Genomic DNA, 23,783 nt, shown 5'->3' on the forward strand with positions numbered 1-23,783 from the left:
CCCATGGGCCTGGCCATTTGCGTCGGCATCCTCGCCGACCTGATCGAAAACGATCCCGAGAGCGCCGAACACTTCGAGGCGGATTTCGCCGCCGCGAACCGCAAGCTCGCCGAAGCAGGCCTGCCGCCGCACGTGGAGCCGCGCAGCCTGCCGCCGCTCGAATCCCGCGCGCCACTCGATGGCCTGCCCTACTCGTTCATCCACTACCTGCGCCGCGCCTACGCGCACCGCGTGACGACGCCCGGCTGGATCGCCACGCCCTTGCCGGAAGACACCGATCCCACGGAAGACGAGACGCTCGAAGACGTGGCCAACATGTTCGAAAGCCACCTGCTGTGCCACTCCGACGCGGAAGGCTTCTACCTGCCGGTCGACTTCGACGAAGTGATCTTTGCCGGGGAAGACGAGACCGACCTGCCCGGCGGCATGCTCGGCTCGTCGTACCGGTTGCTCGAAGAACTGGTGCTGGTCGCCCCCGCGCTCGGCATCACGCTCTCGGACGGCGAGCTGTCGGACGAGGAAGCGGCCCGGCTCGCCGACAGCATGGGCGAGGATGAAGGCCTCTACCGGGAGATCGAATCGTGGCTGCTGCTGTACGAATCGGCGCGGCTGAGCATCGCGCACAAGACGGCGATCGTTTTCACCTGAGGGCGATGCGGCTGATCGATCGGCTGTAAGGTCCGCAGACCATGTTCGAGACCACCATCCACTGGGTCCGCGACATACCGCCGCATCGGCTGGGCCTGATGGCACGCCCGCGCGGCGGCGACCAGCTGCGCGCCGAGGTGGCGTCCTGGCAGCGTGCCTCGCTGGACATGGTGGTCTCCCTGCTCGAGGCGCAGGAAATCAGGGCACTTGAACTCCGGGAAGAGCCTGCGCTGTGCGCCGAACACGGCATCGTGTTCCGGCATTTCCCGATTCCGGACCGAGGCCTGCCGGCATCGCAGCAGGACGCGGCGGCCTTCATTGCCGAACTGGGCGCCGAACTGGCGAGCGGAAAGGCCATCGCCATCCACTGCCGCGCAGGCATCGGCCGCACGGGCCTCATCGCGGGCAGCCTGCTGCACGGGCTCGGCGTTCCGCGCCAGAACATCTTCCACCTGCTGAGCCGCTCCCGGGGCATCGACATGCCCGACACACCGGAGCAGGCGGAATGGGTCGCACAGTACATCCTCGGCACCCACCGCCCACCGCCCCCATGAAGAAGTCGATCCGCATCGGTCGCGCGCCCGTCGATCCGCAGGCGCCGTCGCAAGGCGGGCACGACGGATCGCTCTCGTGCCCCAAGCCCTGGGACGCACTCGAAGCCACCGCCACGCCCGGCGTCCGGTATTGCAGCGACTGCGGCAAGAACGTGTTCCAGGTGAACACCACCGAAGAGGTGCGCGAGGCCGGCCTGCTGGAGCGCTGCATCGCGATCGCAGACGACAGCGCCAGCACACACGACAGCGCAACGCAAACGCCTCCCATGACCCGTCAACTCGCCACCGTCACCCTCCTCGTCCACGACTACGACGAAGCCATCCGCTTCTTCACCGAGGCGCTGCGCTTCGAGTTGGTCGAAGACACGCCGCGCGGTCCGGGCAAGCGCTGGGTGGTGGTTGCGCCAGCACGCAACACCGGCAATGCCGGCACCGCGCTGCTGCTGGCCAAGGCCGTGACCGACGAGCAGAGCGCCAGCGTCGGCAAGCAGGCCGGCGGGCGTGTCTTCCTGTTCCTGCACACCACGGACTTCGCGTCCGACCACGAACACATGACATCCCACGGCGTGCGCTTTCTCGAAGCGCCACGCCACGAGCCGCACGGTACGGTTGCCGTCTTCCTCGATCTTTGCGGCAACAAGTGGGACCTGCTTCAGCCCACCGACACCCCCACCGCTTCAGGCCGCCTTGTTCCGTGACGCACGCGTTGCGGGCTTGCGCTTGCCGCTCGCGGGGCTTGTGCCAAGCCCGACGAGCAGGCTGCCGATCAGCCCTTCGACAAAGCCCGCATCGAGCGGCGCGTGCCCCATCAGCAGCCTGAAGAACAACGGCCCGTAAATCTGGTCGAGCACGATCTCGAGGTCGGCATCCGGCCGGATCTCGCCCGCCTCGGCCGCTTGCTGCAACAGCACCCGCCCTTCGTCGCGGCGCGACAGGATGAAGTGGTTGCGAAGGGCCTTCGACAGCTCGGTGTCGGGGTCCGCGGCCGCAATGATCGTCGTGATGTGGCGCCCCATGTGCGACGACAGCGTGCGCACCACCGTGCTGAGCGGGTTCACTGTCTCAAGCCGACAAACATGCCTCTCCGAAGCGCCCCAACATCAGCTCTTGCGTACTCCGTACGCAACCGTCCTAGCGATGCCGAGCGCAGTTCCGATGAAGGAAGCCTGATCTGCTGCTCCACAGACACGCGCACCGCTCAACAGCCGCGGCAGCATTGTCAGCTGGACTACCGCAATGAATGGCTCTTGAGGTCTCGACAAGAGCAACAGTGATTCACGCCCCTGCCCCACTCACGATCCGATTCGCCGGAAGCTCAAAGTGCTCGTTGCCGCCGTCGGCACGTGGGTAGACTGAGCAACGTCAGAAATGCGTACTCGACGCCCTTTTCCTGGCATGAAGTACCAACGTCCAGCAATCAAGCGAAGGAACCTGTGAAACTTGCCGCCTCCCTCACCATCGTGGCCCTTTTGTCTGGCTGTACCACCGTGTCGACCGGGGAGTTCACCACGAGCGTAAACACCGTCGCGACTCCGTCAAAGTTTCGGACCATCGTGGATGGCCGCTATCGAAAGTCGGAGCAGGCAGCAATGGTGGATTGCGTCAACGATGCGATGGCCTCCCCCTCGGAGAACATCCTGCTGCCACACGTTCGGCAGACGAAACGCGCCGACGGCTACCGCGTGGACCTTGTCGTCGCCGCTTCGCAGTTTCTGGTCGCCTATGTCCGCGACGACGGTCGCTTCCAACTCGACACATCGGACTACAGTGGCGTCGTGAAGTTCAATCGCGAAGAGACGAGTATCAAGGCCTGCTTGAGCAAGCACCGCGAGGGATAGTGGTCGATATCCGCGACGAATTCCAATGCGAGAGATGGGTGCGAGCATCTACGTGAGCACATCCACACGTTTTGAAATTGCACTTGACCATGCATTGAACGGACGGGGTTTTTTCTACAAGATCAAGTCTCGAGGCGGAATTGACGTGGTGTCCTGAGGGAAGACGGTCCCGACATTCGAGCTGGAATCAGAAGTCCTGTTCTCCCGGGACATTCCACGCGAGAGCATCGTGCGGTACTGTGTCGCTACGCACGCCGCAATGCCCGATGACTTCGTCGACCTCTGACGACCGGCTGTAGAAACCAGCGGAATACGCTCAAGCCCTCATGTTCCTCCTTCTGCCACTGCTCCTCATGGTCGTGCTCGTGGCCATCATCTTCTTCGGCGGCTATCTGCTACGTGCTGCTCTGCCTGCAGAACATGCGCTGCAGGCTCGGCTCACGGACGAGGCCATGTCACGCTACATTGATTTCGTCACGAAGAACGCCAAGGGCATCCTGGCATGTCTCCTGGTTCTGTATTTCACGGTGGTTACGCTTCTCTACGCGTAGCTCACGCTGCAGCGAAAGACGCCTCATGACCCGCCTGCTCGAAATCCGCACCTACCGCCTCAAGCCCGGCACCCTCGACGACTTTCACCGCGCGATGCATGAGCGCGCGGTGCCCATGCTGCGCAGCAAGGGCATGGACGTGGTCGGCTACGGCCGGTCAGACCACGAGGAAGAGAGCTACCACCTGGTGCGCGCCTACGCGAGCCGCGAGGCGCTGGAGGCCGAGCAGGCGGCGTTCTACGGTTCCACCGAATGGCGCGAGGGCCCGCGCAGCGCGCTGGTCGACCGCATCGAGACCTACCTGAACACGCTGCTGTGGCTCTCGCCGGAGGGCGTCGACAGCCTGCGCGCGCTCAACGAACCAGCGCGTTGAACATCGGTCGACGACGCAGGGTGCGCGGGCCTACACTGCGCCTCCCGTCATCCCCCCAACTCACTGGAGAAACGCATGAACACCCAGGAAATCGCCGCCAAGCTCGTGGCGCTGTGCAAAGCAGGGACATTCGATGAAGCCCAGGCGCTCTACGCGCCCGAGGCCGTCAGCGTCGAGGCCAGCGCGCCGCCCGGCATGTCGCGCGAGTCGGTGGGCCTGTCGGCCATCCGCGCCAAGGGCGAATGGTGGGTGGCCAACCACGAGGTGCATTCGTTCCAGGTGGCCGGCCCCTGGCCGCACGACGACCGCTTCATCGTGGGCTTTCGCTTCGACGTGACCATGAAGCCCACGGGCCAGCGCTTCACGATGGAAGAGATGGCGCTGTACACCGTCAAGGACGGCAAGATCGTGCGCGAAGAGTTCTTCTACGAGGGCGACTGAGCCCAGGCCGACGCGCGGCCGGATCGCCCGTCGGCTTCACCATTGTTGACGATTGAATCGTTCTCTCCATGGCAACGCCAATGGGCACCTCCCGCCTTCTGAACTAACGTCGAAACCGACGCCTGCACGGGCTGTCCGGCAGGCGCACCGGCGTTCATTCACAGAGGGAGGAAATCATGGTCACAGGACTCCACGTCACGCAACAACGCTCGTTCACCAACCCGGCGGACTACGAGGCTTTCTCGCTGATCCGCGTGCACAACCAGCGGCTCGCGCCGCTGGGCGGGCGCAACGCCTGGGTGGTGCTGAAGACGAACGCCGGCAAGCGCTGCTGCCGCATGATCCGGGGCATCGGCCGCGACCCGGGCTTCCCCGAAGACGGCATCGAGATCGACTACGAAACCCGGCTCGCGCTGCAGATTCCCAAGAGCAGCATCAACATGCAGGGCTTTCACGGCTGCGCGATGGAGATCCGCCGGGCCACCGCGCTGGAGGTGCTGCGCGCGCACTGGGACCACCCCGATCCCGCCTACCGCATCCCGCTGCAGATCAGCCTCGTGAGTTTCGTGCTGGGGGTGATCGGGCTGGGGCTGGGTGTCCTGAGCCTGAAGTAGCCTTTGCCCGGCGGGTGCTGCGCAACCAGGCGCTGTTTCGCTAGACTGGCCGCGCGGCCCCTGCGCCGCGCCTGACCGGAGCATTCGCCATGTGCCGCAGCATCAAGACCCTCTACAACTTCGAGCCCCCTGCCACCGAGCAGGAGATCCGCGCCGCCGCCCTGCAGTTCGTGCGCAAGCTCAGCGGCTTCAGCGTGCCCTCGCGCGCCAACGAGCAGGCCTTCGAGCGCGCCGTGGACGAGGTGGCCGCCACGGCCGCGCGGCTGATCGAATCGCTGGTGACCACGGCCGAGCCGCGCGACCGGGCCATCGAGGCCGAACGCGCCAAGGCGCGGTCTGCGCTGCGCTTCGGCGCACCTGCTTCGACCTCGGACGCATGAAAAAGACTTCGTTCCCGCGCTGAACGGCGCACCGCCCTTCCCTCTCTCCTTCCCTCTTTCAGGAACACCCATGCCCATCGAACTCTGGCTCGCCTTCGTCGCCGCTTCAGCGCTGCTGCTGATCATTCCGGGGCCGACCATCCTCACGGTGATCAGCTATTCGATGTCGCACGGCCGACGCGCCAACGTGCCGTTGGTGGCCGCCGTGGCGCTGGGTGATTCGACCGCGCTGGTGGTGTCGCTGCTGGGCCTGGGCGCGCTGCTGGCCGCGTCGGCGTTCTGGTTCACGGTGGTGAAGTGGGCCGGCGGCCTGTACCTGCTGTACCTGGGCATCAAGCTGCTGCGCGCCGGCATCTCGCCCACCGAGACCGCCGCGCCGGCCGCACCGGCCTCGCGCTGGCGCCTGTTCGCCAACACCTACCTGGTGACGGCCCTGAACCCCAAGGGCATCGTGTTCTTCGTGGCCTTCCTGCCGCAGTTCATCAGCCCGGGCGCCGACGTGTCGCATCAGCTGTGGGTGCTGGCCCTGACCTTCGTGGCGCTGGCGACCCTCAATGCCACGCTCTATGCGGTGTTCGCCAGTTCGGCGGGCCGGCTGCTCGCCTCGCCACGCGCGCAGCGGCGCTTTCATCTGGCGGGCGGCTCGCTGCTGAGCGCGGCCGGCCTGTGGGCGCTGATGGCGCGCCGCGCCACCTGAGCACATCCACACACGCACAAGAAAAAAGACCGCGGGGCTGCGCGCCTCGCGGTCTTTTTGTTTGGGGGCCTTCAGCCCCGGCGTCAGTAGCGGTAGGGGTTGTTCGGCCGGCGGTCGTAGCGATTGGGCACGCCGTCGTTGTCGCGGTCACGGTCGTAGCGGTTGGGCACGCCGTCGCGGTCGCGGTCGTAGCCGTGGCCGCGCGGGGGCGGGCCCCGGTCGTAGGGTGCGACCACGCAACCAGCCAGGATGGCCGAAGCGGCCAGCAGAAGCGCGAGTGTTTTCGTCATGCGGAGTTCTCCTTGGGTGGGGCTGTACGGTCGGGCGCGCCTGCTGCGAGCCCGTACCGTATTGAAGCCCCGCTGCGTGCGCGTCGGGTTTCCAGATGCAGGCGCTTGTGTGAAGTTCGTTACCGGATGTGGAACCTTTGCCTGCGCTTGAGCACGCCGTAGCGACGTGGCACGATCCCGCCGATGACCGCCACGCAGCCCCAGCCCTCCCTGCCCGACCTCGCACGGCTGCGCCGCGTGCGCGACCGCATCGACCGCGAGCACGCGCAGCCGCTGGACGTGGAAGCGCTCGCGCGCGACGCGAACATGTCGGCCGGGCACCTCAGCCGCCAGTTCCGCCTGGCGTATGGCGAGTCGCCCTACGCCTACCTGATGACGCGGCGCATCGAGCGCGCGATGGCGCTGCTGCGCCGGGGCGACCTGAGCGTGACCGAGGTCTGCTTCGAGGTCGGCTGCGCCTCGCTGGGCACCTTCACCACGCGCTTCACCGAACTGGTGGGCGTGTCGCCCGGCGTCTACCGGCGCGAGGCGGCGCAGGCGACGGCGGGCATGCCGGCGTGCGTCGCCAAACAAGTGACGCGGCCGATCAGGAATCGAGAAGCGCGAAACCCCGCCTCGCACCTAGCATGACGGCCCGACACAACTCCGGACCCTCGCCATCATGAACCTCAGCATCCATTCGAGCTTTCTCCCGCACACCGACGCGCAGGCCTCGCTCGCCTTCTACCGCGACACCCTCGGCTTCGAGGTGCGCAACGACGTCGCCTATGGCGGCATGCACTGGATCACGGTCGGCCCCGCCGGCCAGCCTGCCACCTCCATCGTGCTGTACCCGCCGGCCGCCACGCCCGGGCTCACCGACGACGAGCGCCGCACCATCGCCGAAATGATGGCCAAGGGCACCTTCGCCTCGCTGCTGCTGGCCACGCCCGACCTCGAGGGCACCTTCGAACGCCTGCAGGCGCGCAGCACCGAGATCGTGCAGGAGCCCACCGACCAGCCCTACGGCGTGCGCGACTGCGCGGTGCGCGACCCGGCGGGCAACCTGATCCGCATCCAGCAGACGCGCTGAGCCGGCCTCCGGCGCCGCAGCCCCCTGACCTCCTGCACGGGCGCCGCCGCCGTGGCGGCCCCGTGTCCCTTCCAGAGAAAGACCCGATGAGCAGCAAGGCCCCGAAGAAGGAAGCGAAAAACACGCAGAACAGGCACGCCGCCGACCACCACGACCTCATCCGCGTGCAGGGCGCGCGCGTGAACAACCTGAAGGACATCAGCGTCGAGCTGCCCAAGCGCCGGCTCACGGTGTTCACGGGCGTCTCGGGCTCGGGCAAGAGTTCGCTGGTGTTCGGCACCATCGCGGCCGAGTCGCAGCGGCTCATCAACGAAACCTACAGCGCCTTCGTTCAGGGCTTCATGCCGACGCTGGCGCGGCCCGAGGTCGACGTGCTCGACGGCCTGACGACCGCGATCATCGTGGACCAGGAGCGCATGGGCGGCGACCCGCGCTCCACCGTCGGCACCGCGACCGACGCCAACGCGATGCTGCGCATTCTCTTCAGCCGCCTGGGCAAGCCGCACATCGGCTCGCCCAGCGCCTTCGCATTCAACGTGCCTTCGGTGAAAGCCACCGGCGCCATCACGGTGGAGCGCGGCGCCGCCAAGACGGTGAAGCAGACCTTCAGCCGCACCGGCGGCATGTGCCCGCGCTGCGAGGGCCGGGGCGCGGTCACGGACTTCGACCTGAGCGCCTTCTACGACGACAGCAAGTCGCTCAACGAAGGCGCGCTCACCATCCCGGGCTTCAGCATGGAAGGCTGGTACGGCCGCATCTTCAACGGCTGCGGCTTCTTCGACCCCGACAAGCCGATCCGCAAGTTCACCAAGAAGGAGCTCGACGCCCTGCTCCACAAGGAGCCGACCAAGATCAAGATCGACGGCATCAACCTCACCTACCAGGGCCTCATTCCGCAGGTGCAGAAGTCGTTCCTGGCGAAGGACGTCGAGGCGATGCAGCCGCACATCCGCGCCTTCGTGGAACGCGCCGTGACCTTCACCACCTGCCCCGAGTGCGAGGGCACGCGGCTGAGCGAGGCGGCGCGTTCGTCGCGCATCAAGAAGCTCAACATCGCCGAGGCCTGCGCGATGCAGATCAGCGACCTCGCCGCGTGGGTCGGCGGCCTGAACGAGCCTTCGGTGGCGCCGCTGCTGGCCAAGCTGGCGCACACGCTCGATTCTTTCGTCGAGATCGGCCTCGGCTATCTCAGCCTGGACCGTCCCTCGGGCACGCTCTCGGGCGGCGAAGCGCAGCGCGTGAAGATGATCCGCCACCTGGGCTCCTCGCTCACCGACGTGACCTACGTCTTCGACGAGCCCACCATCGGCCTGCACCCGCACGACATCCAGCGCATGAACGAGCTGCTGCTGCGGCTGCGCGACAAGGGCAACACGGTGCTGGTGGTGGAACACAAGCCCGAGGCCATCGCCATCGCCGACCATGTCGTCGACCTCGGCCCCGGCGCGGGATCGGCGGGCGGCACGGTCTGCTTCGAAGGCAGCGTGGAAGCGCTGCGCACCAGCGGCACGCTCACGGGCCGGCACCTGGACGACCGGGCCGCGCTCAAGAAGAAGCTGCGCCAACCCACCGGCGCGCTGCCGATCCGCGGCGCCAAGGCGCACAACCTGCGCAATGTCGATGTCGACATTCCGCTCGGTGTGCTGGTGGTCGTGACCGGCGTGGCGGGCTCGGGCAAGAGTTCGCTGGTGCACGGATCGATTCCCGCCGGCGCGGGCGTGGTGGCGGTCGACCAGGGCGCGATCCGCGGCTCGCGGCGCAGCAACCCGGCCACCTACACCGGCCTGCTCGACCCGATCCGCAACGCCTTCGCCAAGGCCAACGGCGTGAAGCCGGCCCTGTTCAGCGCCAACTCCGAAGGCGCCTGCCCCACCTGCAACGGCGCGGGCGTGATCTACACCGACCTGGCGATGATGGCCGGCGTGGCCACCATTTGCGAGGAGTGCGAGGGCAAGCGCTTCCACGCCTCGGTGCTCGAACACCATTTCGGCGGGCGCGACATCAGCGAGGTGCTCGCGATGCCGGTGACCGAGGCCGCCGCCTTCTTCGGCGAAGGCCCGGCGCGCACGCCAGCCGCGCACGCCATCCTGCAACGCCTGGCCGACGTGGGCCTGGGCTACCTGAGCCTGGGCCAGCCGCTCACCACGCTGTCGGGCGGCGAGCGCCAGCGGCTCAAGCTGGCCACGCACATGGCCGAGAAGGGCGGCGTGTACGTGCTCGACGAGCCGACCACCGGCCTGCACCTGGCCGACGTGGCGCAGCTGCTGGCCCTGCTCGACCGGCTGGTGGATGCGGGCAAGTCGGTCATCGTCATCGAGCACCACCAGGCGGTGATGGCGCACGCCGACTGGATCATCGACCTGGGTCCTGGCGCCGGCCACGACGGCGGGCGCGTGGTCTTCGAGGGCACGCCGGCCGAGCTGGTCGCCAAGCGCGCCACGCTCACAGGACAGCATCTCGCGGCGTACGTCGGCACCTGACGCGCCCGTGGGCGGGCCCCGCAAGGCATGGCGGAGAATGGGCCGTCTCCGCTTTGCCTGCCGCCCTTCGGCCCCGTCTGCTGCGATGCCTCTTGCGTTCTCGTTTTCTTCCACCGCCCGGCACACCCTGGCCGTGGTCCTGCTGACGGCAGCCGCCGCACCCTCGGCCTGGGCGCTGGCCAGCTTCGAGGAAGTGAAGCGCGACTTCCGTTCCTCCGAGACCGCCGTGCTCGACCGCCAGGGCGAGCTGCTGCAGCGCGTGCGCACCGACCCCACGGTGCGGCGCGGCCAGTGGACCGCGCTGGCCGACGTGTCGCCCGCGCTGCGCGCGGCCATGGTGCTGAGCGAGGACAAGCGCTTCTACGAACACAGCGGCGTCGACTGGCGCGCCGCCTCGGCCGCCGCCTGGGGTAACCTGTGGAACACGCGCACGCGCGGCGCCTCGACCATCACCATGCAGCTGGCGGGCCTGCTCGACGACGACCTGCGCCGCGCAGCGGGCGGGCGCAGCTTCACGCAGAAGATCGGCCAGACGGTGGCGGCCACGCAGCTGGAGCGCCGCTGGCGCAAGGACCAGATCCTCGAGGCCTACCTGAACACGGTGCCCTTCCGCGGCGAGATCGTCGGCATCGACGCGCTCTCGCGCACGCTCTTCAGCAAGGCCCCGAGCGGGCTCGACGCGCGCGAAGCCGCCGTGGCCGCCGCGCTGGTGCGCGCGCCCAACGCCCGCCCCGCGCTGGTGGCGCAGCGCGCCTGCGAGGTGTTGCGCGTGATGGAGCCCGGCGCCAAGACTGACTGCGAGGCGCTCGACATGTTCACCAGCGCGGTGGTGCAGCGGCGCGCGTTCGAGCCCAACGAAGGCATCGCGCCGCATGCCGCGCGGCGGGTGCTGCGCGAGCTGCGTGATGCGGGGAACGACAAGGCCACCGCCCCCACCAGCGTGCGCACCACCCTGCGCGCGCCGCTGCAGCGCTACGCGCTCGACAGCCTGCAGCGCCACCTGCGCGAACTGCGCGACCGCCACGTCGAAGACGGCGCGCTCGTGGTGCTCGACAACGCGAGCGGCGAGGTGCTGGCCTGGGTCGGCTCCTCGGGCCCGCTGAGCCAGGCCGCCGAGGTGGATGGCGTGACCGCGCTGCGCCAGCCCGGCTCCACGCTCAAGCCGCTGCTGTACGCGCAGGCCCTCGCCGAGAAGCGCATCACGGCGGCCTCGCTGATCGAGGATTCGTCGGCGCAGATCAGCACCGCGAGCGGCCTCTACATTCCGCAGAACTACGACCGCCGCTTCAAGGGCCCGGTGTCGGCGCGCACCGCGCTGGCCGCCTCGCTCAACGTGCCGGCCGTGCGCACGCTGGTGATGGTGTCGCCCGAGGCCTTCGCGCGCGAACTCCGCGCCGCCGGCCTGCCGCTGCGCGAGAGCGGCGACTACTACGGCTACAGCCTGGCACTGGGCAGCGCCGAGGTGTCGCTGCTGTCGCTGGCCAATGCCTACCGCATGATGGCCAACGGCGGGCGCTTCGGGGCAACGACGCTCACGCCGCGCCCGCCCGCGCCGGCCGGCAAGCAGAAGCCCGCCGAGGCCGCGCCGCTGCTCGACCCGCGCGCCGCCTTCATCGTCAGCGACATCCTCTCGGACCCGAACGCGCGCACGCGCACCTTCGGCCTGGACAGCATCCTCTCGACCCGCTTCTGGACCGCCGTGAAGACCGGCACCAGCAAGGACATGCGCGACAACTGGGCCGTGGGCTGGTCGCAGCGCTACACGGTCGGCGTGTGGGTCGGCAACGCCAGCGGCGCCTCGATGTGGGACGTGAGCGGCACCAGCGGCGCCGCGCCCGTGTGGGCCGAGGTGATGCGCTTCCTGCACGCGCGCGAACCCAGCCGCGCGCCCGCGCCGCCCGCCGGACTGGTCGAGGCGCGCGTGAGCTTCGGCCCGGGCGCCGACGGCAGCCCGCTCGAAGCGGCGCGCAGCGAATGGTTTTTGCAGGGCACCGAGCAGCCGCTGTTCGCGCTCGACACCGGCATGGCGAGCGACGCCGCCTCGGCGCGCATCACGGCGCCGGCCGACGGCACGATCCTGGCGCTCGACCCCGACATTCCACCGCAGCGCCAGCGCGTGCGTTTCGAGTCCGAAGGGCGCGGCGTGCAGTGGCGCATCGACGGCAAGTTCCACGCGCGCGGCAACAGCGCGCAGTGGCTGCCGTGGCCCGGGCGGCACCTGATCGAGCTGGTGGACGCCAGCGGCAAGGTGGTCGACCAGCGCCGGGTGGAGGTGCGCGGCGCGGGCGTGGTGGCGGCCAAGGGCGCGCGCCGATGAACGCGCTGGTGCGCGCGCTGCTGTCGATGCCCCGCTGGCTGTCGCTGTGCCTGGGCCTGCTGCTCGTGCTGTGCCTGGCCGGCCCGCGTGCCGCGCAGGCCAAGCCCGTGCCGGTGCCGCCGATGAGCTCGCGCGTGGTCGACCTCGCGCAGGCGCTGCCGCCCGGCGAGGCCGAGGCGCTGCGCGCGCAGATCGCCGACATCCAGGGCCGCACCCAGGCCCAGCTCGCGGTGCTCATCGTGCCGACCACGGGCGAGGACAGCATCGAGGCCTACGCCACGCGCGTGTTCGCCAAATGGCGGCTGGGCCGCAGCGACGCCGACGACGGCATCCTGCTGCTCGTGGCGCAGAAGGACCGCCGCATGCGCATCGAGGTCGGCACCGGGCTCGAAGGCACGGTGACCGACATCCAGGCGGCCCGCATCATCGACCGCGAGATGGCGCCGCGTTTTCGCGAGGGCGACTTCGCCGGCGGCGTGCAGGCGGCCGTGGGCGCACTGGCGCGGCTGCTCGACGGCGAGGTGGGCGTTGTCGCACCCGAGTCGCAGCAGATCGTCGTGGACCACGCCGCCGCACCCGCACCCGCCCCCGCACCCGACGACGAGAAGGTCACCAGCCTGACGCGCGGCGGCCACGTCACGCCCGAAGGCTGGGGCCTGCTGGGCGTGGTGCTGTGGGGCCTGGGCCTGGGCATCTACCACGGCCGCGGCATCGAGCGCGACCCGCGGCGCGGCAGCTCGGCCTCGCGGCGTGCCGAAGAGAAAAAACGCAAGGGCCAGCGCAAGGGCAGCGCGCGCCCCGAACCCTGGGCCGACGCCCTGGCGGCGATCGAGCCCGAACCGGCGCGTGCGCGCCCTGCCCCGCGCGACCTGCGCCTGGTGCTCGGCCTGCTCGGGGCCGGCCCACTGGCGGCCGGCGCGGCGCTGCTGAACCCGGCCATCGCGCTGGTGCTGGCGATGCCGGCGATCTTCGGCTACGGCCTGGGCTTTCTCTGCGGCATGTCGCGCACGGCCGCCATCTTCATGGGCGGCTTCGTGCTCGTGATCGCGTCGCTGGTCGCCGTCGCGTGGACGGTCGGCGCCGACCGCTTCTGGTGGGGCTTTTTGTGGGCGCTGTGCATCGGCGGCGTGACGCTGTTCGCGGTGATCATCGTGCGCTGCATGGTCAACACCTTCCAGCGCAGCGTGGTCAGCTTCGTCGTCCGGCTGGTCATCGTGGCGGGCATCTGCGGCTACGTGTTCCACATCACCTCGCCCGGCCCGGTGCCGGACACCTCGTGGATTCCGATCGCGCTGGCGGCGTTCTTCTCGATGCTGATCGGCTTCCTGCCGCCCGGCGTCTGGGAATCGGGCAGCAGCGACGACGATGGGGACAGCGGCTGGAGCAGCAGTTCGTCGTCCTCTTCCTCGTCGTCGTCTTCGTCCTCCTCGGACAGCGGCGGTTCGAGCAGCGGCGGCGGCGCCTCGGGCAGCTGGTAAAGCGGGCGGCCAGGCACCCCCGCCGCGCCGCCTCATGCCCCTCCCGCCGACCGCGTCTTTTTGACAATGGTTAAATTCATCCAATCATTGAATGAATAAGCCACCCTGATCCCATGCTCGTCCAACCGCCCCGCACCTCCCTGGCCGACGCCGCCGCGAACAGCATCCGCACCGAGATCGCCGCAGGCCGCTGGCCCATCGGCTCGCGCATTCCGATCGAGCCCCAGCTGGCGCAGCTGCTGGGCGTGAGCCGCGGCACGGTGCGCGAGGCGGTGAAGACGCTGGTCTCGCGCGGCCTGCTCGAAGTGCGGCAGGGTTCGGGCACGTACGTGCGCTCGGGCTTCGACCCCTCGGCCAGCCTGCAGAAGCTGCGCTTGGCCAGCCTGCGCGACCAGTTCGAGGTGCGCCGCGCGCTCGAGGTCGAGGCCGCCCGGCTCGCCGCCGTGCGCCACACCGCGAAAGACCTGCGCCGGCTGAACGCCCTGCTCGACAAGCGCGGCCAGCCCGACCTGGCCGACGGCGGCGCGGCCTTCATCGAGCGCGACCTGGCCTTTCACCTAGCCATCGTCGATGTGTCGGGCAACCTGGCGCTGGTCGAGACCTGCCGCTTCATCACCGGCTACATCAAGGAAACCATCGCCAGCACGCTGAGCGCCAGCCTGCCCGAGCCCGACGAGGCGGCGCACCGCGCCATCGTCGAAGGCATTGCGAGCCGCGACCCCGAGCGCGCCGCCGCCGCCGTGCGCGAGCTGATGGCGCCGACGCTCAACGCGCTCGCATTGGGCACCGCATGAACTCCATGACCTTGCCCACGGGTGTTGCTGCGCGCACCCAGGCGGCGCCATCGGGCGCCGAAGAACTGCTGATCGACGCCGAAGTCGACAGCCTGCCCGCGCCGCGCCCCACGCCGACGCCCAGCCGGGGCCGCCGGCTGTTGCTGGGCCTCACGGTGGTGCTCATCGCCTTCAACCTGCGGCCGGTGTTCGCCAGCCTGTCGGTGGTGCTGCCGGAAATCATCCGCGCCACCGGCCTGTCGGCCACCGCGGCCAGCCTGCTGACCACGCTGCCGATCGTCTGCCTGGGCGTGTTCGCGCCGATGGCGCCCTGGCTCGGGCGCCGCTTCGGCACCGAGCGCACGCTGCTGGGCTGCATGGTGCTGATCGGCGTGGGCACGGTGCTGCGCGGCACCGGCAACATCCCGCTGCTGTTCCTGGCCTCGGCCATCGCGGGCAGCGGCATCGCGGTGTCGAACGTGCTGCTCTCGGGCCTGGTGAAGCGCGACTTCGCCAAGCAGGCCGCGCTGATGATGGGCCTGTACACCATGGCCGTGTGCGGCGGCGCCGCCAGCGCCGCGGGCCTGACGGTGCCGCTGGAGCACGCACTGGGCGGCGGCTGGACGCTGGCGCTCGCCATGTGGGCCGTGCCGGCCGCGCTGGTCACGTTCATTTGGGCGCCGCAGGCGCTGCCGCTCAAGCCGGTGGCGAGCGAATCGGGCTTCACCGTGCGCGGCCTGTGGCGCGACCGGCTGGCCTGGCAGGTGACCTTCTTCATGGGGCTGCAGTCGGCCCTGGCGTACATCGTGATGGGCTGGCTGGCGCCGATCCTGCGCGAGCGCGGGCTCAGCGGCGAAATGGCCGGCTACGTGGTGTCGCTGTCGGTCATGACGCAGGTCGTGACCTGCCTGGTGGTGCCGGCGCTGGCCGTGAAGCTGCGCAACCAGCGCGCACTGGCGGTGGTGCTGTCGGCGATGACGGTGGCGGCCATGCTGGCCATGCTGTTCGCGCCGCTGGACGCCCCCGGCGGCATGTGGACCTGGGCCGTGGTGCTGGGCATCTCGCAGGGCGGCACCTTCGCGCTGGCGCTCACGATGATCGTGCTGCGCTCGCCCGATTCGCACATTGCCGCGCACCTGTCGGGCATGGCGCAGGGCGTGGGCTACATGGTGGCGGCCTTCGGCCCGCTGCTGGCCGGGCTGCTGCACGGCTGGACCGGCAGCTTCCGCGCCTCGGCGTGGCTGTTCGTCGGCCTGGGCGTGGTGCTGGTCATGGCGGGGCTGGGCGCGGGACGCACGCTGCACGTGGGCGCGGTGACGGTGCCGCGGCACTGATCCGCTGCGGCCTGCCTACTGCAGCCCGCCGTCGCAGGCGGTCGGCTTCTGCGCGCTGTCGTCCGTGAAGTCCACGCTGGTGCGCTTGTTGCCGGCCGGCCCCGTGTGCGCCGGCCACTCGCTCTGCAGCCAGGTGTAGCGCCACACGTAGGGACCACCGGCCTTCGCCGGCGCGTCGTAGGCGATGCGCAGGCTGCCGCGGCTTTCGTCGTGGCAGTGCTTCGAGGTCTTGTATTCCTTCTCGCTGAAGCAGGCACGGATCGACCGCGAACACCAGTACGGGATGCCCTCGCGCACAGCCTTGGCGCGCTGCCCGGGCGGTGTGTCCAGCGGCACGAAGTCGGCCGTCACATAGGACGCGCCGCCGCCCGAATAGCTTTCCGATTCGTGCTGGGTCACGGCCACGGCCCAACGGCCTTCGGCCAGCGGGTAGAGCACCGGCGCGAGGGCCAGGTGCAGCTCGGGGTCGGTGCTGGGGCGGTCGCGCTGCTGCGAGGCCACGTAGGTCGAGAAATCGTGCAGCTGCGCGAGCTGCCAGCCGCCGGTGCCGGCGTCGCGCTTCAGGCGCGCCATGGCCAGGGGCTTTTCCGAGGTGAGCAGGTAGTCGTCGGGCGCGCCGCCGTCGCGCGGGCGGTGCAGCTTCAGCGCCTGCGCATCGCAGGGCTGGGGCAGCAAGGCGCACAGGTGGGCGCGCCACATGGCGTCGACGGCCTCGGGCGTCTTGACGGCCACGAAGACCTGGGCGGCGGGCGCAGCGAGCACGGGGCCGGCCAGCCACAAGACAAGAAGACCGACGATCCCGGCAAGAGGCAGCTTTTTCATGGGGCGCAATGGTAGCCATCGCGGGAAGCCCTGGCAGAGGGGTCATCGGGGTTTCTCCGGCCGCGCCCCGGCCCGACCGGGCGACAATGGGGGGCTCCGGCGAAAGTCCATTTCGCCCAATGAAATTTCAGCCCTCTCGACAACCCAGAACCTACGGAAGCAAGCGCATGAGCACGAAGCAACCCACCATCGTCTACACCCTCACCGACGAGGCGCCCCTGCTGGCGACCTACGCCTTCCTGCCCATCGTGCGCGCCTTCACGGCTCCGGCCGGCATCAACGTGACGACGAGCGACATCTCGGTGGCCGCCCGCATCCTGGGCGAGTTCCCCGAGTTCCTGAGCGACGACCAGAAGGTGCCCGACAACCTGGCCGAGCTGGGCAAGCTCACGCTCAAGCCTGAAGCCAACATCATCAAGCTGCCCAACATCAGCGCCTCGGTGTCGCAGCTCAAGTCGGCCATCAAGGAACTGCAGGGCAAGGGCTACAAGATCCCCGACTACCCGGAGAACCCGACCTCGGACGAGGACAAGGACATCCGTACGCGCTACAACAAGTGCACCGGCAGCGCCGTGAACCCCGTGCTGCGCGAAGGCAACTCCGACCGCCGCGCGCCCCGCGCCGTGAAGGAATACGCCCGCAAGAACCCGCACAGCATGGCCGAGTGGAGCCAGGCCTCGCGCTCGCACGTCTCGCACATGCACGGCGGCGACTTCTATCACGGCGAAAAGTCCATGACGCTGGACCGCGCCCGCAACGTCAAGATGGAGCTGATCACCAAGAGCGGCAAGACCATCGTGCTCAAGCCCAAGGTCGCGCTGCTCGACCGCGAGATCATCGACTCCATGTTCATGAGCAAGAAGGCCCTGCTGGCCTTCTATGAAAAGGAAATCGAAGACGCGCACAAGACCGGCGTGATGTTCTCGCTGCACGTGAAGGCCACCATGATGAAGGTCTCGCACCCCATCGTGTTCGGCCACTGCGTGAAGATCTTCTACAAGGAAGCCTTCGAGAAACACGGCAAGCTGTTCGACGAGCTGGGCATCAACGTCAACAACGGCATGGTCGACCTGTACAACAAGATCGCCACGCTGCCCCAGAGCACGCAGGACGAGATCAAGCGCGACCTGCACGCCTGCCATGAAGGCCGCCCCGAGCTGGCCATGGTCGACTCGGCCAAGGGCATCACCAACTTCCACTCGCCCAACGACGTGATCGTCGATGCATCGATGCCCGCCATGATCCGCAACGGCGGCAAGATGTGGGGCGCCGACGGCCGCCTGAAGGACGTGAAGGCCGTGATGCCCGAATCGACCTTCGCCCGCATCTACCAGGAGATCATCAACTTCTGCAAGTGGCACGGCGCCTTCGACCCCAAGACCATGGGCACCGTGCCCAACGTCGGCCTCATGGCCCAGAAGGCCGAAGAGTACGGCTCGCACGACAAGACCTTCGAGATCCCCGAAGACGGCGTGGCCAACATCACCGACCTGGACACCGGCGAAGTGCTGATGAGCGAAGACGTGGAAAAGGGCGACATCTGGCGCATGTGCCAGGTCAAGGACGCCGCGATCCGCGACTGGGTGAAGCTGGCCGTGAACCGCGCGCGCAACTCCGGCATGCCGGTCGTGTTCTGGCTCGACGCCTACCGCCCGCACGAGGCGCAGCTGATCACCAAGGTCAAGATGTACCTGCACGAGCACGACACCACGGGCCTGGACATCCAGATCATGAGCCAGGTGCGCGCCATGCGCTACACGCTGGAGCGCGTCGTGCGCGGCCTGGACACCATCAGCGCCACCGGCAACATCCTGCGCGACTACCTCACCGACCTGTTCCCCATCATGGAACTGGGCACCTCGGCCAAGATGCTGTCGATCGTGCCGCTCATGGCCGGCGGCGGCATGTACGAGACCGGCGCGGGCGGCTCGGCCCCCAAGCACGTGCAGCAGCTGGTGGAAGAAAACCACCTGCGCTGGGACTCGCTGGGCGAGTTCCTCGCGCTGGCCGTGAGCCTGGAAGACCTGGGCCTGAAGACCGGCAACGCGCAGGCCAAGATCCTGGCCAAGACGCTCGACGCCGCCACCGGCCAGCTGCTGGACAACAACAAGAACCCGTCGCCCAAGACCGGTCAGCTCGACAACCGCGGCAGCCAGTTCTACCTGGCCATGTACTGGGCCCAGGAACTCGCCGCGCAGACCGAGGACAAGGACCTGCAGGCCAAGTTCAAGAAGCTGGCCGAGACGCTCACCGCCAACGAGAAGAAGATCGTCGACGAACTCGCCGCCGTGCAAGGCAAGGCCGTGGACATCGGCGGCTACTACCTGGCCGATCCGAAGAAGTACGAAGCCGTGATGCGCCCGAGCGCCACGCTGAACGCGGCGCTGGCACCGGCGGCCTGATCCCGCTGCGCCTGCGTCTTCCGGGTCTGCACTGACCCGGAAGCCCTCACACCAACGGCCTGTCGCTCGCGCGGCAGGCCGTTTGTTTTTGCGTTTGTCTTTGCGTCTGCCGCCGCGCAGCGCGAAACTAGACGTCGATTCCCCCGCTCCACTGCAAGAGAAAAGAAAGGCAGGCCCCTCATGAAACTCCGTCTGCTTGTGACTGCTGCTGCCGCCTCGACCCTGCTCGTGGCCGCCGGCGGCGCCCGCGCCCAGAGCAACTGCGACACGCTGCGCGCCGAGATCGAGGCCAAGATCGCCGCATCGGGCGTGACGAACTTCAGCGTCGTCACCGTCGATGCCGCCGCCACGGCGAGCGGCCAGGTGGTGGGCAGCTGCGACCTGGGTACCAAGAAGATCGTCTACCAGCGCGAAGGCGGCGCGGCCTCGCCGGCCCCTGCATCCCCATCAGCCCCCGCACCGCGCGGCGAGCCGATGCTCACCGAGTGCAAGGACGGCTCGGTGTCCATGGGCGGCAACTGCAAGCCCTGAGCCGAGGGCAGCATCGCGTGATCTGGCCCGCCCTGCGCCTCTTCTTCGGCCTGCTGACTCTCGTGGCGATCGGCTGGCAACTGACGATCCATGTGCGCATGGGCTTCAACGTCGTCAACTTCTTCAGCTTCTTCACCAACCTCTCGAACCTGTTCGCGGCGATCGTGCTGGTGCTGGGCGCGCGCCGCCTCTGGCAGCCGGTGTCCACGGGGCCCGACGAAGGGCTGCGCGCCATGTCGGCCGTGAACATGGTGGTGGTCGGCATCGTCTTCTCGCTGCTGCTGCGCGACGTCGACCTCGGCGCGCTGCGGCCGTGGATCAACACGCTGCTGCACTACGTGATGCCGTGCGTCGTGCTGCTCGACTGGCTGCTGCAGCCGCCGCGCACGCGGCTCGGCGGCCGGCAGCTGCTGTGGACGCTGGTCTTCCCCATGGCCTACCTGGCCTACACGCTGCTGCGCGGCAGCCGCACCGGCTGGTACCCCTACCCCTTCCTCAACCCCGCCCACGTGGGCGGCTACGGCGGCGTGGCCGTCTATGCGGCAGGCATCGCGCTGACCTTCGGGATGGCGGGATGGGGGTTGCTGGCGTTGGGGAATCGGCTGGGCCGGCGCGGCTGACGCGGCCCCGCGCACGGCTCGCCTGTTTCTGCATTTCGCAGGATCAGGCAAAAACCTCGTTCGATCCGGATACCGCCTCCGGCCCCTTCGCCCCGAGACTCATCCCCATGCCCGGCGCACCCCTCGCGCCATGGCGCACCGACCCGCATGAGGAGTTTTGTATGAGTGCAATCCAGGACACAGTGGTTCTCGTCACCGGCGCCAGCAGCGGCATCGGCGAGGCGACGGCGCGGCGGCTCGCGCGGCGTGGCGCCCATGTGGTGCTCGGCGCGCGCCGCACCGAACGGCTCGCGGCGCTCGCGGCCGAGATCAATGCCACCGGCGGCTCGGCGAGCTTCCGGCGGCTGGACGTGACGCACCGGCCCGACATGGAGGCCTTTGCCGAGTTCGCCCTCGACACGCACGACCGCATCGACGTGCTCGTGAACGCCGCCGGCGTGATGCCGCTGTCGCCGCTGTGGCAGCGCAAGATCGAGGAGTGGGAGCTGATGATCGACGTCAACCTGCGCGGCATGCTGCTGGGCGTGGCGGCCGTGCTGCCCACGATGCAGGAGCAAGGCTGGGGCCACATCGTCAACGTCGCGCCGGTGGCCATGGGCGGCGCCACGCCCGACTCGGCCGTGTACCACGGCACGCAGTACGCGGTGCAGGCGATTTCCGAAGGGCTGCGGCGGGAACACGCGGGGCGCGTGCACGTCTCGCTGGTGAGCCCCGACGTGGCCGAGGCCGCCGACCCTCTGGCCGAGCGCATCGCCGACAGCTACGCCTTCGAGCGCATGCGCACGCGGCGGCGGCTGACGACACCGGTCGACGGCGTGGCGCGTGCCATTGCCGGTGCCATCGAGGGTGCGCGCTACGGCATGGCCGGCCCCGGCTGGCGCCCGGCCCCGACGCCGCGGCCGAAGCCGGCGGCACCGGTGTACTGACTGAGCGTCGAACGTCAGTAGCTCTTGTACGGCAGGAACTTGCCCGACAGCACCACGTTGACGCGGTCGCCCTTCGGGTCGGGCTGGCGCTGGATGTCCATGCTGAAGTCGATGGCGCTCATGATGCCGTCGCCGAACTCCTCGTGGATCAGCTCCTTGATGGTCGTGCCGTACACGCTCACCACCTCGTACCAGCGGTAGATCAGCGGGTCGGTGGGCACGGGCGTGGGCAGCGAGCCCTTGTAGGGCACGACCTGGAGCCACTTCTGCTCCTCGGGCGTGAGGCCGAAGATCTTGCCGACGACCTTGGCCTGCTTGTCGTCGAGCGTCATCTGGCCGAGGCAGGCGGCGGTGGTCCACTCCTTCGACAGGCCGACCTTTTTGGCCACGTCGGCCCACTGGATGCCCTTGGACACCTTCACGGTGATGATCTTCTCGGTGACGTCGTTGCGGTTCATGCGGCTTGGCTCCTGGGTATGAAGGGATGCGACAGGGCAAGCAACAGGCATGCCCGTTGTCGCCCCCTTCGCCTCAGCGCTCCCAGCGGAACTTGCGCTCCGATTCCGCAATGGGCTGGTCGTTGATGCTCGCGTAGCGCTTGCGCATCAACCCGTTCTCCGCAAACTCCCAGTTCTCGTTGCCGTGGCTGCGAAACCACTGGCCCGCGGCGTCGTGCCATTCGTACTCGAAGCGCACCGCGATGCGGTTGTCCATGAAGGCCCACAGCTGCTTCTTCAGGCGGTAGTCGTGCTCGCGCTCCCACTTGCGGGTGAGGAATTCCACCACCTGCTCGCGGCCATTGACGAAGTCCGCGCGGTTGCGCCATTCGGTGTCGGGCGTGTAGGCTAGGCTCACGCGCGCGGGGTCGCGCGAGTTCCAGGCGTCTTCGGCGGCCTGGACTTTCTGGAGGGCGGATTCAAGGGTGAAGGGCGGCAGCGGCGGGCGGGATTCCATGGCGGTCTTTCAGTCAAGAAATGAAGTGATGAAGGCCCGCAATGTGCCACGAGTAGACAGACCTGTCTACATGCCTACAATCGCCGCATGGACATCTCTGCACTGCCCGCGCGCGAGCGCATCCTGCTCACGGCGCACGAGCTCTTCTATGCCGACGGCATCCGCGCCACCGGCATCGACCGCGTGATCGCCGCGTCGGGCGTCACCAAGGTCACCTTCTACCGGCACTTCCCCTCGAAGGACGACCTGGTGCGCGCCTTTCTCGACCACCGGCACGGCGTGTGGATGGCCTGGTTCGTCGATGCGCTGGGCCGTCGCGACGCGCAGCAACGCATCGCGCAGGGGCAGGCGCTGCCGGTGCTGGCCGACGTGATGGCCGAGTGGTTCGCCGACCCGCTGTTTCGGGGCTGTGCCTTCATCAACTCGGTGGTGGAAGTGGGGGCCAGCGTGGCCGGCGCCGCCGACATCGCGCGCGAGCACAAGCGCGAGATGGTCGAGGTGATCGCCGGCCTGCTGCCCGACGGCCCGCAACGCATGGCCGTTGCACAGGCGGCCGCGCTCGGCGTCGACGGCGCCATCGTCAAGGCGCAGATGGGCGATGCGGCGTTGGCGCGCGAGGCGGTCGACGACCTGCGGCGGCTGCTCGATGCGCTGGTCGCCCTTCGATAACATCGCATCGCTCACTCCCTTCCAAGAAACACATGGCATCGACGCGACTCCCCTCGACCCAGGGCCTGCAGGCCTTCGAGGCCGTCGCGCGGCTGCGCAGCGTGAACCTGGCGGCCGAGGAGCTCAGCGTGACGCCCAGCGCCGTGAGCCACCGCATCCGGCAGCTCGAGACGCAGCTCGAGCTCAAGCTCTTCACGGGCAACGACTTCGGCCTGAGCGCCGACGGCGTGGCCTACCTGGCGCGCGTGCGCGAGGCCATTGCGGCGCTGCAGCAGGTGCCGGGGCGCGAGCCCGCGTCGCAGGTGCGGCGGCTGCGCGTGGCCGTCACGCCCACCTTCTCGCGCCAGATGCTGCTGCCCCGGCTGGCCGAGTTCCGCGACGCCTACCCGACCATCGAGCTGATGCTGCAGGTGACCATGCCGGTGCGCAACTTCACGGCCGAAGACGCCGACATCGAGCTGCGCTTCGGCACCGGCCCGTTCCACGACCGCGAGTTCTGCCAGCTGCTGGCCGACGACGTCTCGCCGGTGTGCAGCCCGGCCTACCTGGAACGCCACGGACCCTTCGAGCAGCACTTCTCGACCGACGCCGAGGTGGCGCGCGTGCAGATGCTGCGCACGCCGCTGGAGTCGTGGCGCATCTGGTTCAAGGCCTGCGGCATCGGCCTGCCCGAGCCGGCCGTGGGCCACCAGTTCAACGACCTGGGGCTGGCGCTCGACGCCGCCGCCGAAGACTTCGGCGTGGTGCTCATGCACCTGCGGCTGGGCCGCGCCTGGCTGGACAACGGCCGGCTGGTTCGCCTGTCGCCGCACAGCGCGCCCTCGCCCAACGCCTACTTCCTGTGCTGGCGCCCCGGCACCATGGAACGCTGGGAATGCGCCACCTTCGTCGAATGGCTGCGCCAGGCGCTGCGCGAGCCGGGCTGAATAATTTTCAGCCGGGGTGCGGGCTTTTTTCAGGTCGCCGGCGCGTTTCCCCTGCAGACTCGACCCCCGGCGCTGCCGTGGCCCACATGGCCC

Annotated in this window: 28 protein-coding genes; 23 read left to right on the forward strand and 5 right to left on the reverse strand. The window is 68.8% G+C overall.

Features of this window, described 5'->3' with window-relative positions:
- Nucleotides 1-3: 3 nt before the first annotated feature.
- From AC07Y4_RS05135 to AC07Y4_RS05145, 3 genes are read left to right on the forward strand one after another with little or no spacing between them, the layout of a single operon-like run.
- Nucleotides 4-648 (forward strand): putative DNA-mimic protein, encoded by a 645-nt coding sequence (locus tag AC07Y4_RS05135; protein ID WP_495274277.1) that lies wholly within the window; start codon nt 4-6, stop codon nt 646-648.
- 41 nt (nt 649-689) lie between these two features.
- On the forward strand, nt 690-1,202 hold the full coding sequence (locus AC07Y4_RS05140) for a phosphatase domain-containing putative toxin (RefSeq protein ID WP_495274278.1): 513 nt from the start codon (nt 690-692) through the stop codon (nt 1,200-1,202).
- Nucleotides 1,199-1,900 (forward strand): VOC family protein, encoded by a 702-nt coding sequence (locus AC07Y4_RS05145; RefSeq protein ID WP_495274279.1) that lies wholly within the window; start codon nt 1,199-1,201, stop codon nt 1,898-1,900. The genes AC07Y4_RS05140 and AC07Y4_RS05145 overlap by 4 nt, the downstream gene beginning before the upstream one ends.
- Here AC07Y4_RS05145 and AC07Y4_RS05150 read toward each other — a convergent pair.
- Nucleotides 1,880-2,260, reverse strand: coding sequence for a TetR-like C-terminal domain-containing protein (locus AC07Y4_RS05150; RefSeq protein ID WP_159273161.1), 381 nt, complete (start codon nt 2,258-2,260; stop codon nt 1,880-1,882). The two genes, AC07Y4_RS05145 and AC07Y4_RS05150, sit on opposite strands and share 21 nt — an antisense overlap.
- A gap of 375 nt (nt 2,261-2,635) precedes the next feature.
- On the opposite strand from AC07Y4_RS05150, the gene AC07Y4_RS05155 reads away from it, so the two are divergent.
- From AC07Y4_RS05155 to AC07Y4_RS05185, 7 genes are all read left to right on the forward strand, one after another.
- A complete protein-coding gene (locus tag AC07Y4_RS05155; RefSeq protein ID WP_390341839.1) occupies nt 2,636-3,040 on the forward strand; it encodes a hypothetical protein in 405 nt (134 codons plus the stop codon).
- A gap of 326 nt (nt 3,041-3,366) precedes the next feature.
- On the forward strand, nt 3,367-3,591 hold the full coding sequence (locus tag AC07Y4_RS05160; protein WP_495274280.1) for a hypothetical protein: 225 nt from the start codon (nt 3,367-3,369) through the stop codon (nt 3,589-3,591).
- A gap of 25 nt (nt 3,592-3,616) precedes the next feature.
- Nucleotides 3,617-3,964: an NIPSNAP family protein gene (locus AC07Y4_RS05165; protein ID WP_070062204.1), complete on the forward strand. Its 348-nt coding sequence runs from the start codon at nt 3,617-3,619 to the stop codon at nt 3,962-3,964.
- 75 nt (nt 3,965-4,039) lie between these two features.
- On the forward strand, nt 4,040-4,405 hold the full coding sequence (locus AC07Y4_RS05170; protein ID WP_095746497.1) for a nuclear transport factor 2 family protein: 366 nt from the start codon (nt 4,040-4,042) through the stop codon (nt 4,403-4,405).
- Nucleotides 4,406-4,581: 176 nt separating this feature from the next.
- The gene (locus AC07Y4_RS05175; RefSeq protein WP_062474348.1) at nt 4,582-5,019 is read left to right on the forward strand and encodes a hypothetical protein; all 438 of its coding nucleotides are present in this window, start codon (nt 4,582-4,584) and stop codon (nt 5,017-5,019) included.
- 89 nt (nt 5,020-5,108) lie between these two features.
- Nucleotides 5,109-5,399 carry a DUF2277 domain-containing protein gene (locus tag AC07Y4_RS05180; protein ID WP_070062202.1) on the forward strand — a complete coding sequence of 97 codons (291 nt, stop codon included), beginning with the start codon at nt 5,109-5,111 and terminating at the stop codon, nt 5,397-5,399.
- 70 nt (nt 5,400-5,469) lie between these two features.
- A complete protein-coding gene (locus AC07Y4_RS05185) occupies nt 5,470-6,096 on the forward strand; it encodes a LysE family translocator (protein WP_495274281.1) in 627 nt (208 codons plus the stop codon).
- 83 nt (nt 6,097-6,179) lie between these two features.
- Here AC07Y4_RS05185 and AC07Y4_RS05190 read toward each other — a convergent pair whose 3' ends face one another.
- Nucleotides 6,180-6,386 (reverse strand): hypothetical protein, encoded by a 207-nt coding sequence (locus AC07Y4_RS05190; RefSeq protein ID WP_062474353.1) that lies wholly within the window; start codon nt 6,384-6,386, stop codon nt 6,180-6,182.
- Between the two features lie 183 nt (nt 6,387-6,569).
- Between AC07Y4_RS05190 and AC07Y4_RS05195 the strand changes: the two genes are divergently transcribed.
- The 7 genes from AC07Y4_RS05195 to AC07Y4_RS05225 all read left to right on the forward strand — a co-directional run bounded on the left by AC07Y4_RS05195 (nt 6,570) and on the right by AC07Y4_RS05225 (nt 15,840).
- Nucleotides 6,570-7,016 (forward strand): helix-turn-helix transcriptional regulator, encoded by a 447-nt coding sequence (locus AC07Y4_RS05195; RefSeq protein WP_159273156.1) that lies wholly within the window; start codon nt 6,570-6,572, stop codon nt 7,014-7,016.
- Nucleotides 7,017-7,047: 31 nt separating this feature from the next.
- Nucleotides 7,048-7,458, forward strand: a complete 411-nt coding sequence (locus AC07Y4_RS05200) for a VOC family protein (protein ID WP_095949610.1) — start codon at nt 7,048-7,050, stop codon at nt 7,456-7,458.
- 86 nt (nt 7,459-7,544) lie between these two features.
- Entirely contained in the window at nt 7,545-9,938 is a 2,394-nt protein-coding gene (locus tag AC07Y4_RS05205) for an ATP-binding cassette domain-containing protein (protein ID WP_495274282.1), read from the forward strand.
- Between the two features lie 85 nt (nt 9,939-10,023).
- Entirely contained in the window at nt 10,024-12,255 is a 2,232-nt protein-coding gene (gene pbpC, locus AC07Y4_RS05210) for a penicillin-binding protein 1C (protein ID WP_495274283.1), read from the forward strand.
- A complete protein-coding gene (locus AC07Y4_RS05215; protein WP_495274284.1) occupies nt 12,252-13,733 on the forward strand; it encodes a TPM domain-containing protein in 1,482 nt (493 codons plus the stop codon). The genes pbpC and AC07Y4_RS05215 overlap by 4 nt, the downstream gene beginning before the upstream one ends.
- Nucleotides 13,734-13,846: 113 nt before the next feature.
- On the forward strand, nt 13,847-14,527 hold the full coding sequence (locus AC07Y4_RS05220) for a FadR/GntR family transcriptional regulator (RefSeq protein ID WP_095949614.1): 681 nt from the start codon (nt 13,847-13,849) through the stop codon (nt 14,525-14,527).
- Nucleotides 14,524-15,840 (forward strand): CynX/NimT family MFS transporter, encoded by a 1,317-nt coding sequence (locus AC07Y4_RS05225; protein WP_095746504.1) that lies wholly within the window; start codon nt 14,524-14,526, stop codon nt 15,838-15,840. The genes AC07Y4_RS05220 and AC07Y4_RS05225 overlap by 4 nt, the downstream gene beginning before the upstream one ends.
- A 15-nt stretch (nt 15,841-15,855) precedes the next feature.
- On the opposite strand, the gene AC07Y4_RS05230 is transcribed toward AC07Y4_RS05225, so the two are convergent.
- The gene (locus tag AC07Y4_RS05230; RefSeq protein WP_495274285.1) at nt 15,856-16,662 is read right to left on the reverse strand and encodes a hypothetical protein; all 807 of its coding nucleotides are present in this window, start codon (nt 16,660-16,662) and stop codon (nt 15,856-15,858) included.
- A 167-nt stretch (nt 16,663-16,829) separates the two neighbouring features.
- Here AC07Y4_RS05230 and AC07Y4_RS05235 point away from each other — a divergent pair, with 167 nt between their 5' ends.
- From AC07Y4_RS05235 to AC07Y4_RS05250, 4 genes are all read left to right on the forward strand, one after another.
- Nucleotides 16,830-19,064 carry an NADP-dependent isocitrate dehydrogenase gene (locus AC07Y4_RS05235; RefSeq protein ID WP_495274286.1) on the forward strand — a complete coding sequence of 745 codons (2,235 nt, stop codon included), beginning with the start codon at nt 16,830-16,832 and terminating at the stop codon, nt 19,062-19,064.
- Nucleotides 19,065-19,244: 180 nt separating this feature from the next.
- Nucleotides 19,245-19,595 (forward strand): DUF1161 domain-containing protein, encoded by a 351-nt coding sequence (locus AC07Y4_RS05240; RefSeq protein WP_390341820.1) that lies wholly within the window; start codon nt 19,245-19,247, stop codon nt 19,593-19,595.
- A gap of 17 nt (nt 19,596-19,612) precedes the next feature.
- The gene (locus AC07Y4_RS05245) at nt 19,613-20,215 is read left to right on the forward strand and encodes a Pr6Pr family membrane protein (protein ID WP_495274287.1); all 603 of its coding nucleotides are present in this window, start codon (nt 19,613-19,615) and stop codon (nt 20,213-20,215) included.
- Nucleotides 20,216-20,376: 161 nt separating this feature from the next.
- Nucleotides 20,377-21,141 carry an SDR family oxidoreductase gene (locus AC07Y4_RS05250; protein ID WP_062478031.1) on the forward strand — a complete coding sequence of 255 codons (765 nt, stop codon included), beginning with the start codon at nt 20,377-20,379 and terminating at the stop codon, nt 21,139-21,141.
- A 14-nt stretch (nt 21,142-21,155) separates the two neighbouring features.
- On the opposite strand, the gene cynS is transcribed toward AC07Y4_RS05250, so the two are convergent.
- Both cynS and AC07Y4_RS05260 read right to left on the reverse strand, forming a co-directional pair.
- Nucleotides 21,156-21,599 (reverse strand): cyanase, encoded by a 444-nt coding sequence (gene cynS, locus AC07Y4_RS05255; protein ID WP_095746510.1) that lies wholly within the window; start codon nt 21,597-21,599, stop codon nt 21,156-21,158.
- Between the two features lie 73 nt (nt 21,600-21,672).
- Nucleotides 21,673-22,095, reverse strand: coding sequence for a nuclear transport factor 2 family protein (locus AC07Y4_RS05260; protein ID WP_495274288.1), 423 nt, complete (start codon nt 22,093-22,095; stop codon nt 21,673-21,675).
- A gap of 87 nt (nt 22,096-22,182) precedes the next feature.
- Between AC07Y4_RS05260 and AC07Y4_RS05265 the strand changes: the two genes are divergently transcribed.
- Complete coding sequence (locus AC07Y4_RS05265; protein ID WP_062478023.1) at nt 22,183-22,764, forward strand: TetR/AcrR family transcriptional regulator; 582 nt, start codon at nt 22,183-22,185, stop codon at nt 22,762-22,764.
- A gap of 32 nt (nt 22,765-22,796) precedes the next feature.
- Nucleotides 22,797-23,690: a LysR substrate-binding domain-containing protein gene (locus AC07Y4_RS05270; RefSeq protein ID WP_070062186.1), complete on the forward strand. Its 894-nt coding sequence runs from the start codon at nt 22,797-22,799 to the stop codon at nt 23,688-23,690.
- Nucleotides 23,691-23,783 lie beyond the last annotated feature (93 nt).

It is taken from the genome of Variovorax sp. GW460-12-1-14-LB1 (genome assembly GCF_059423605.1).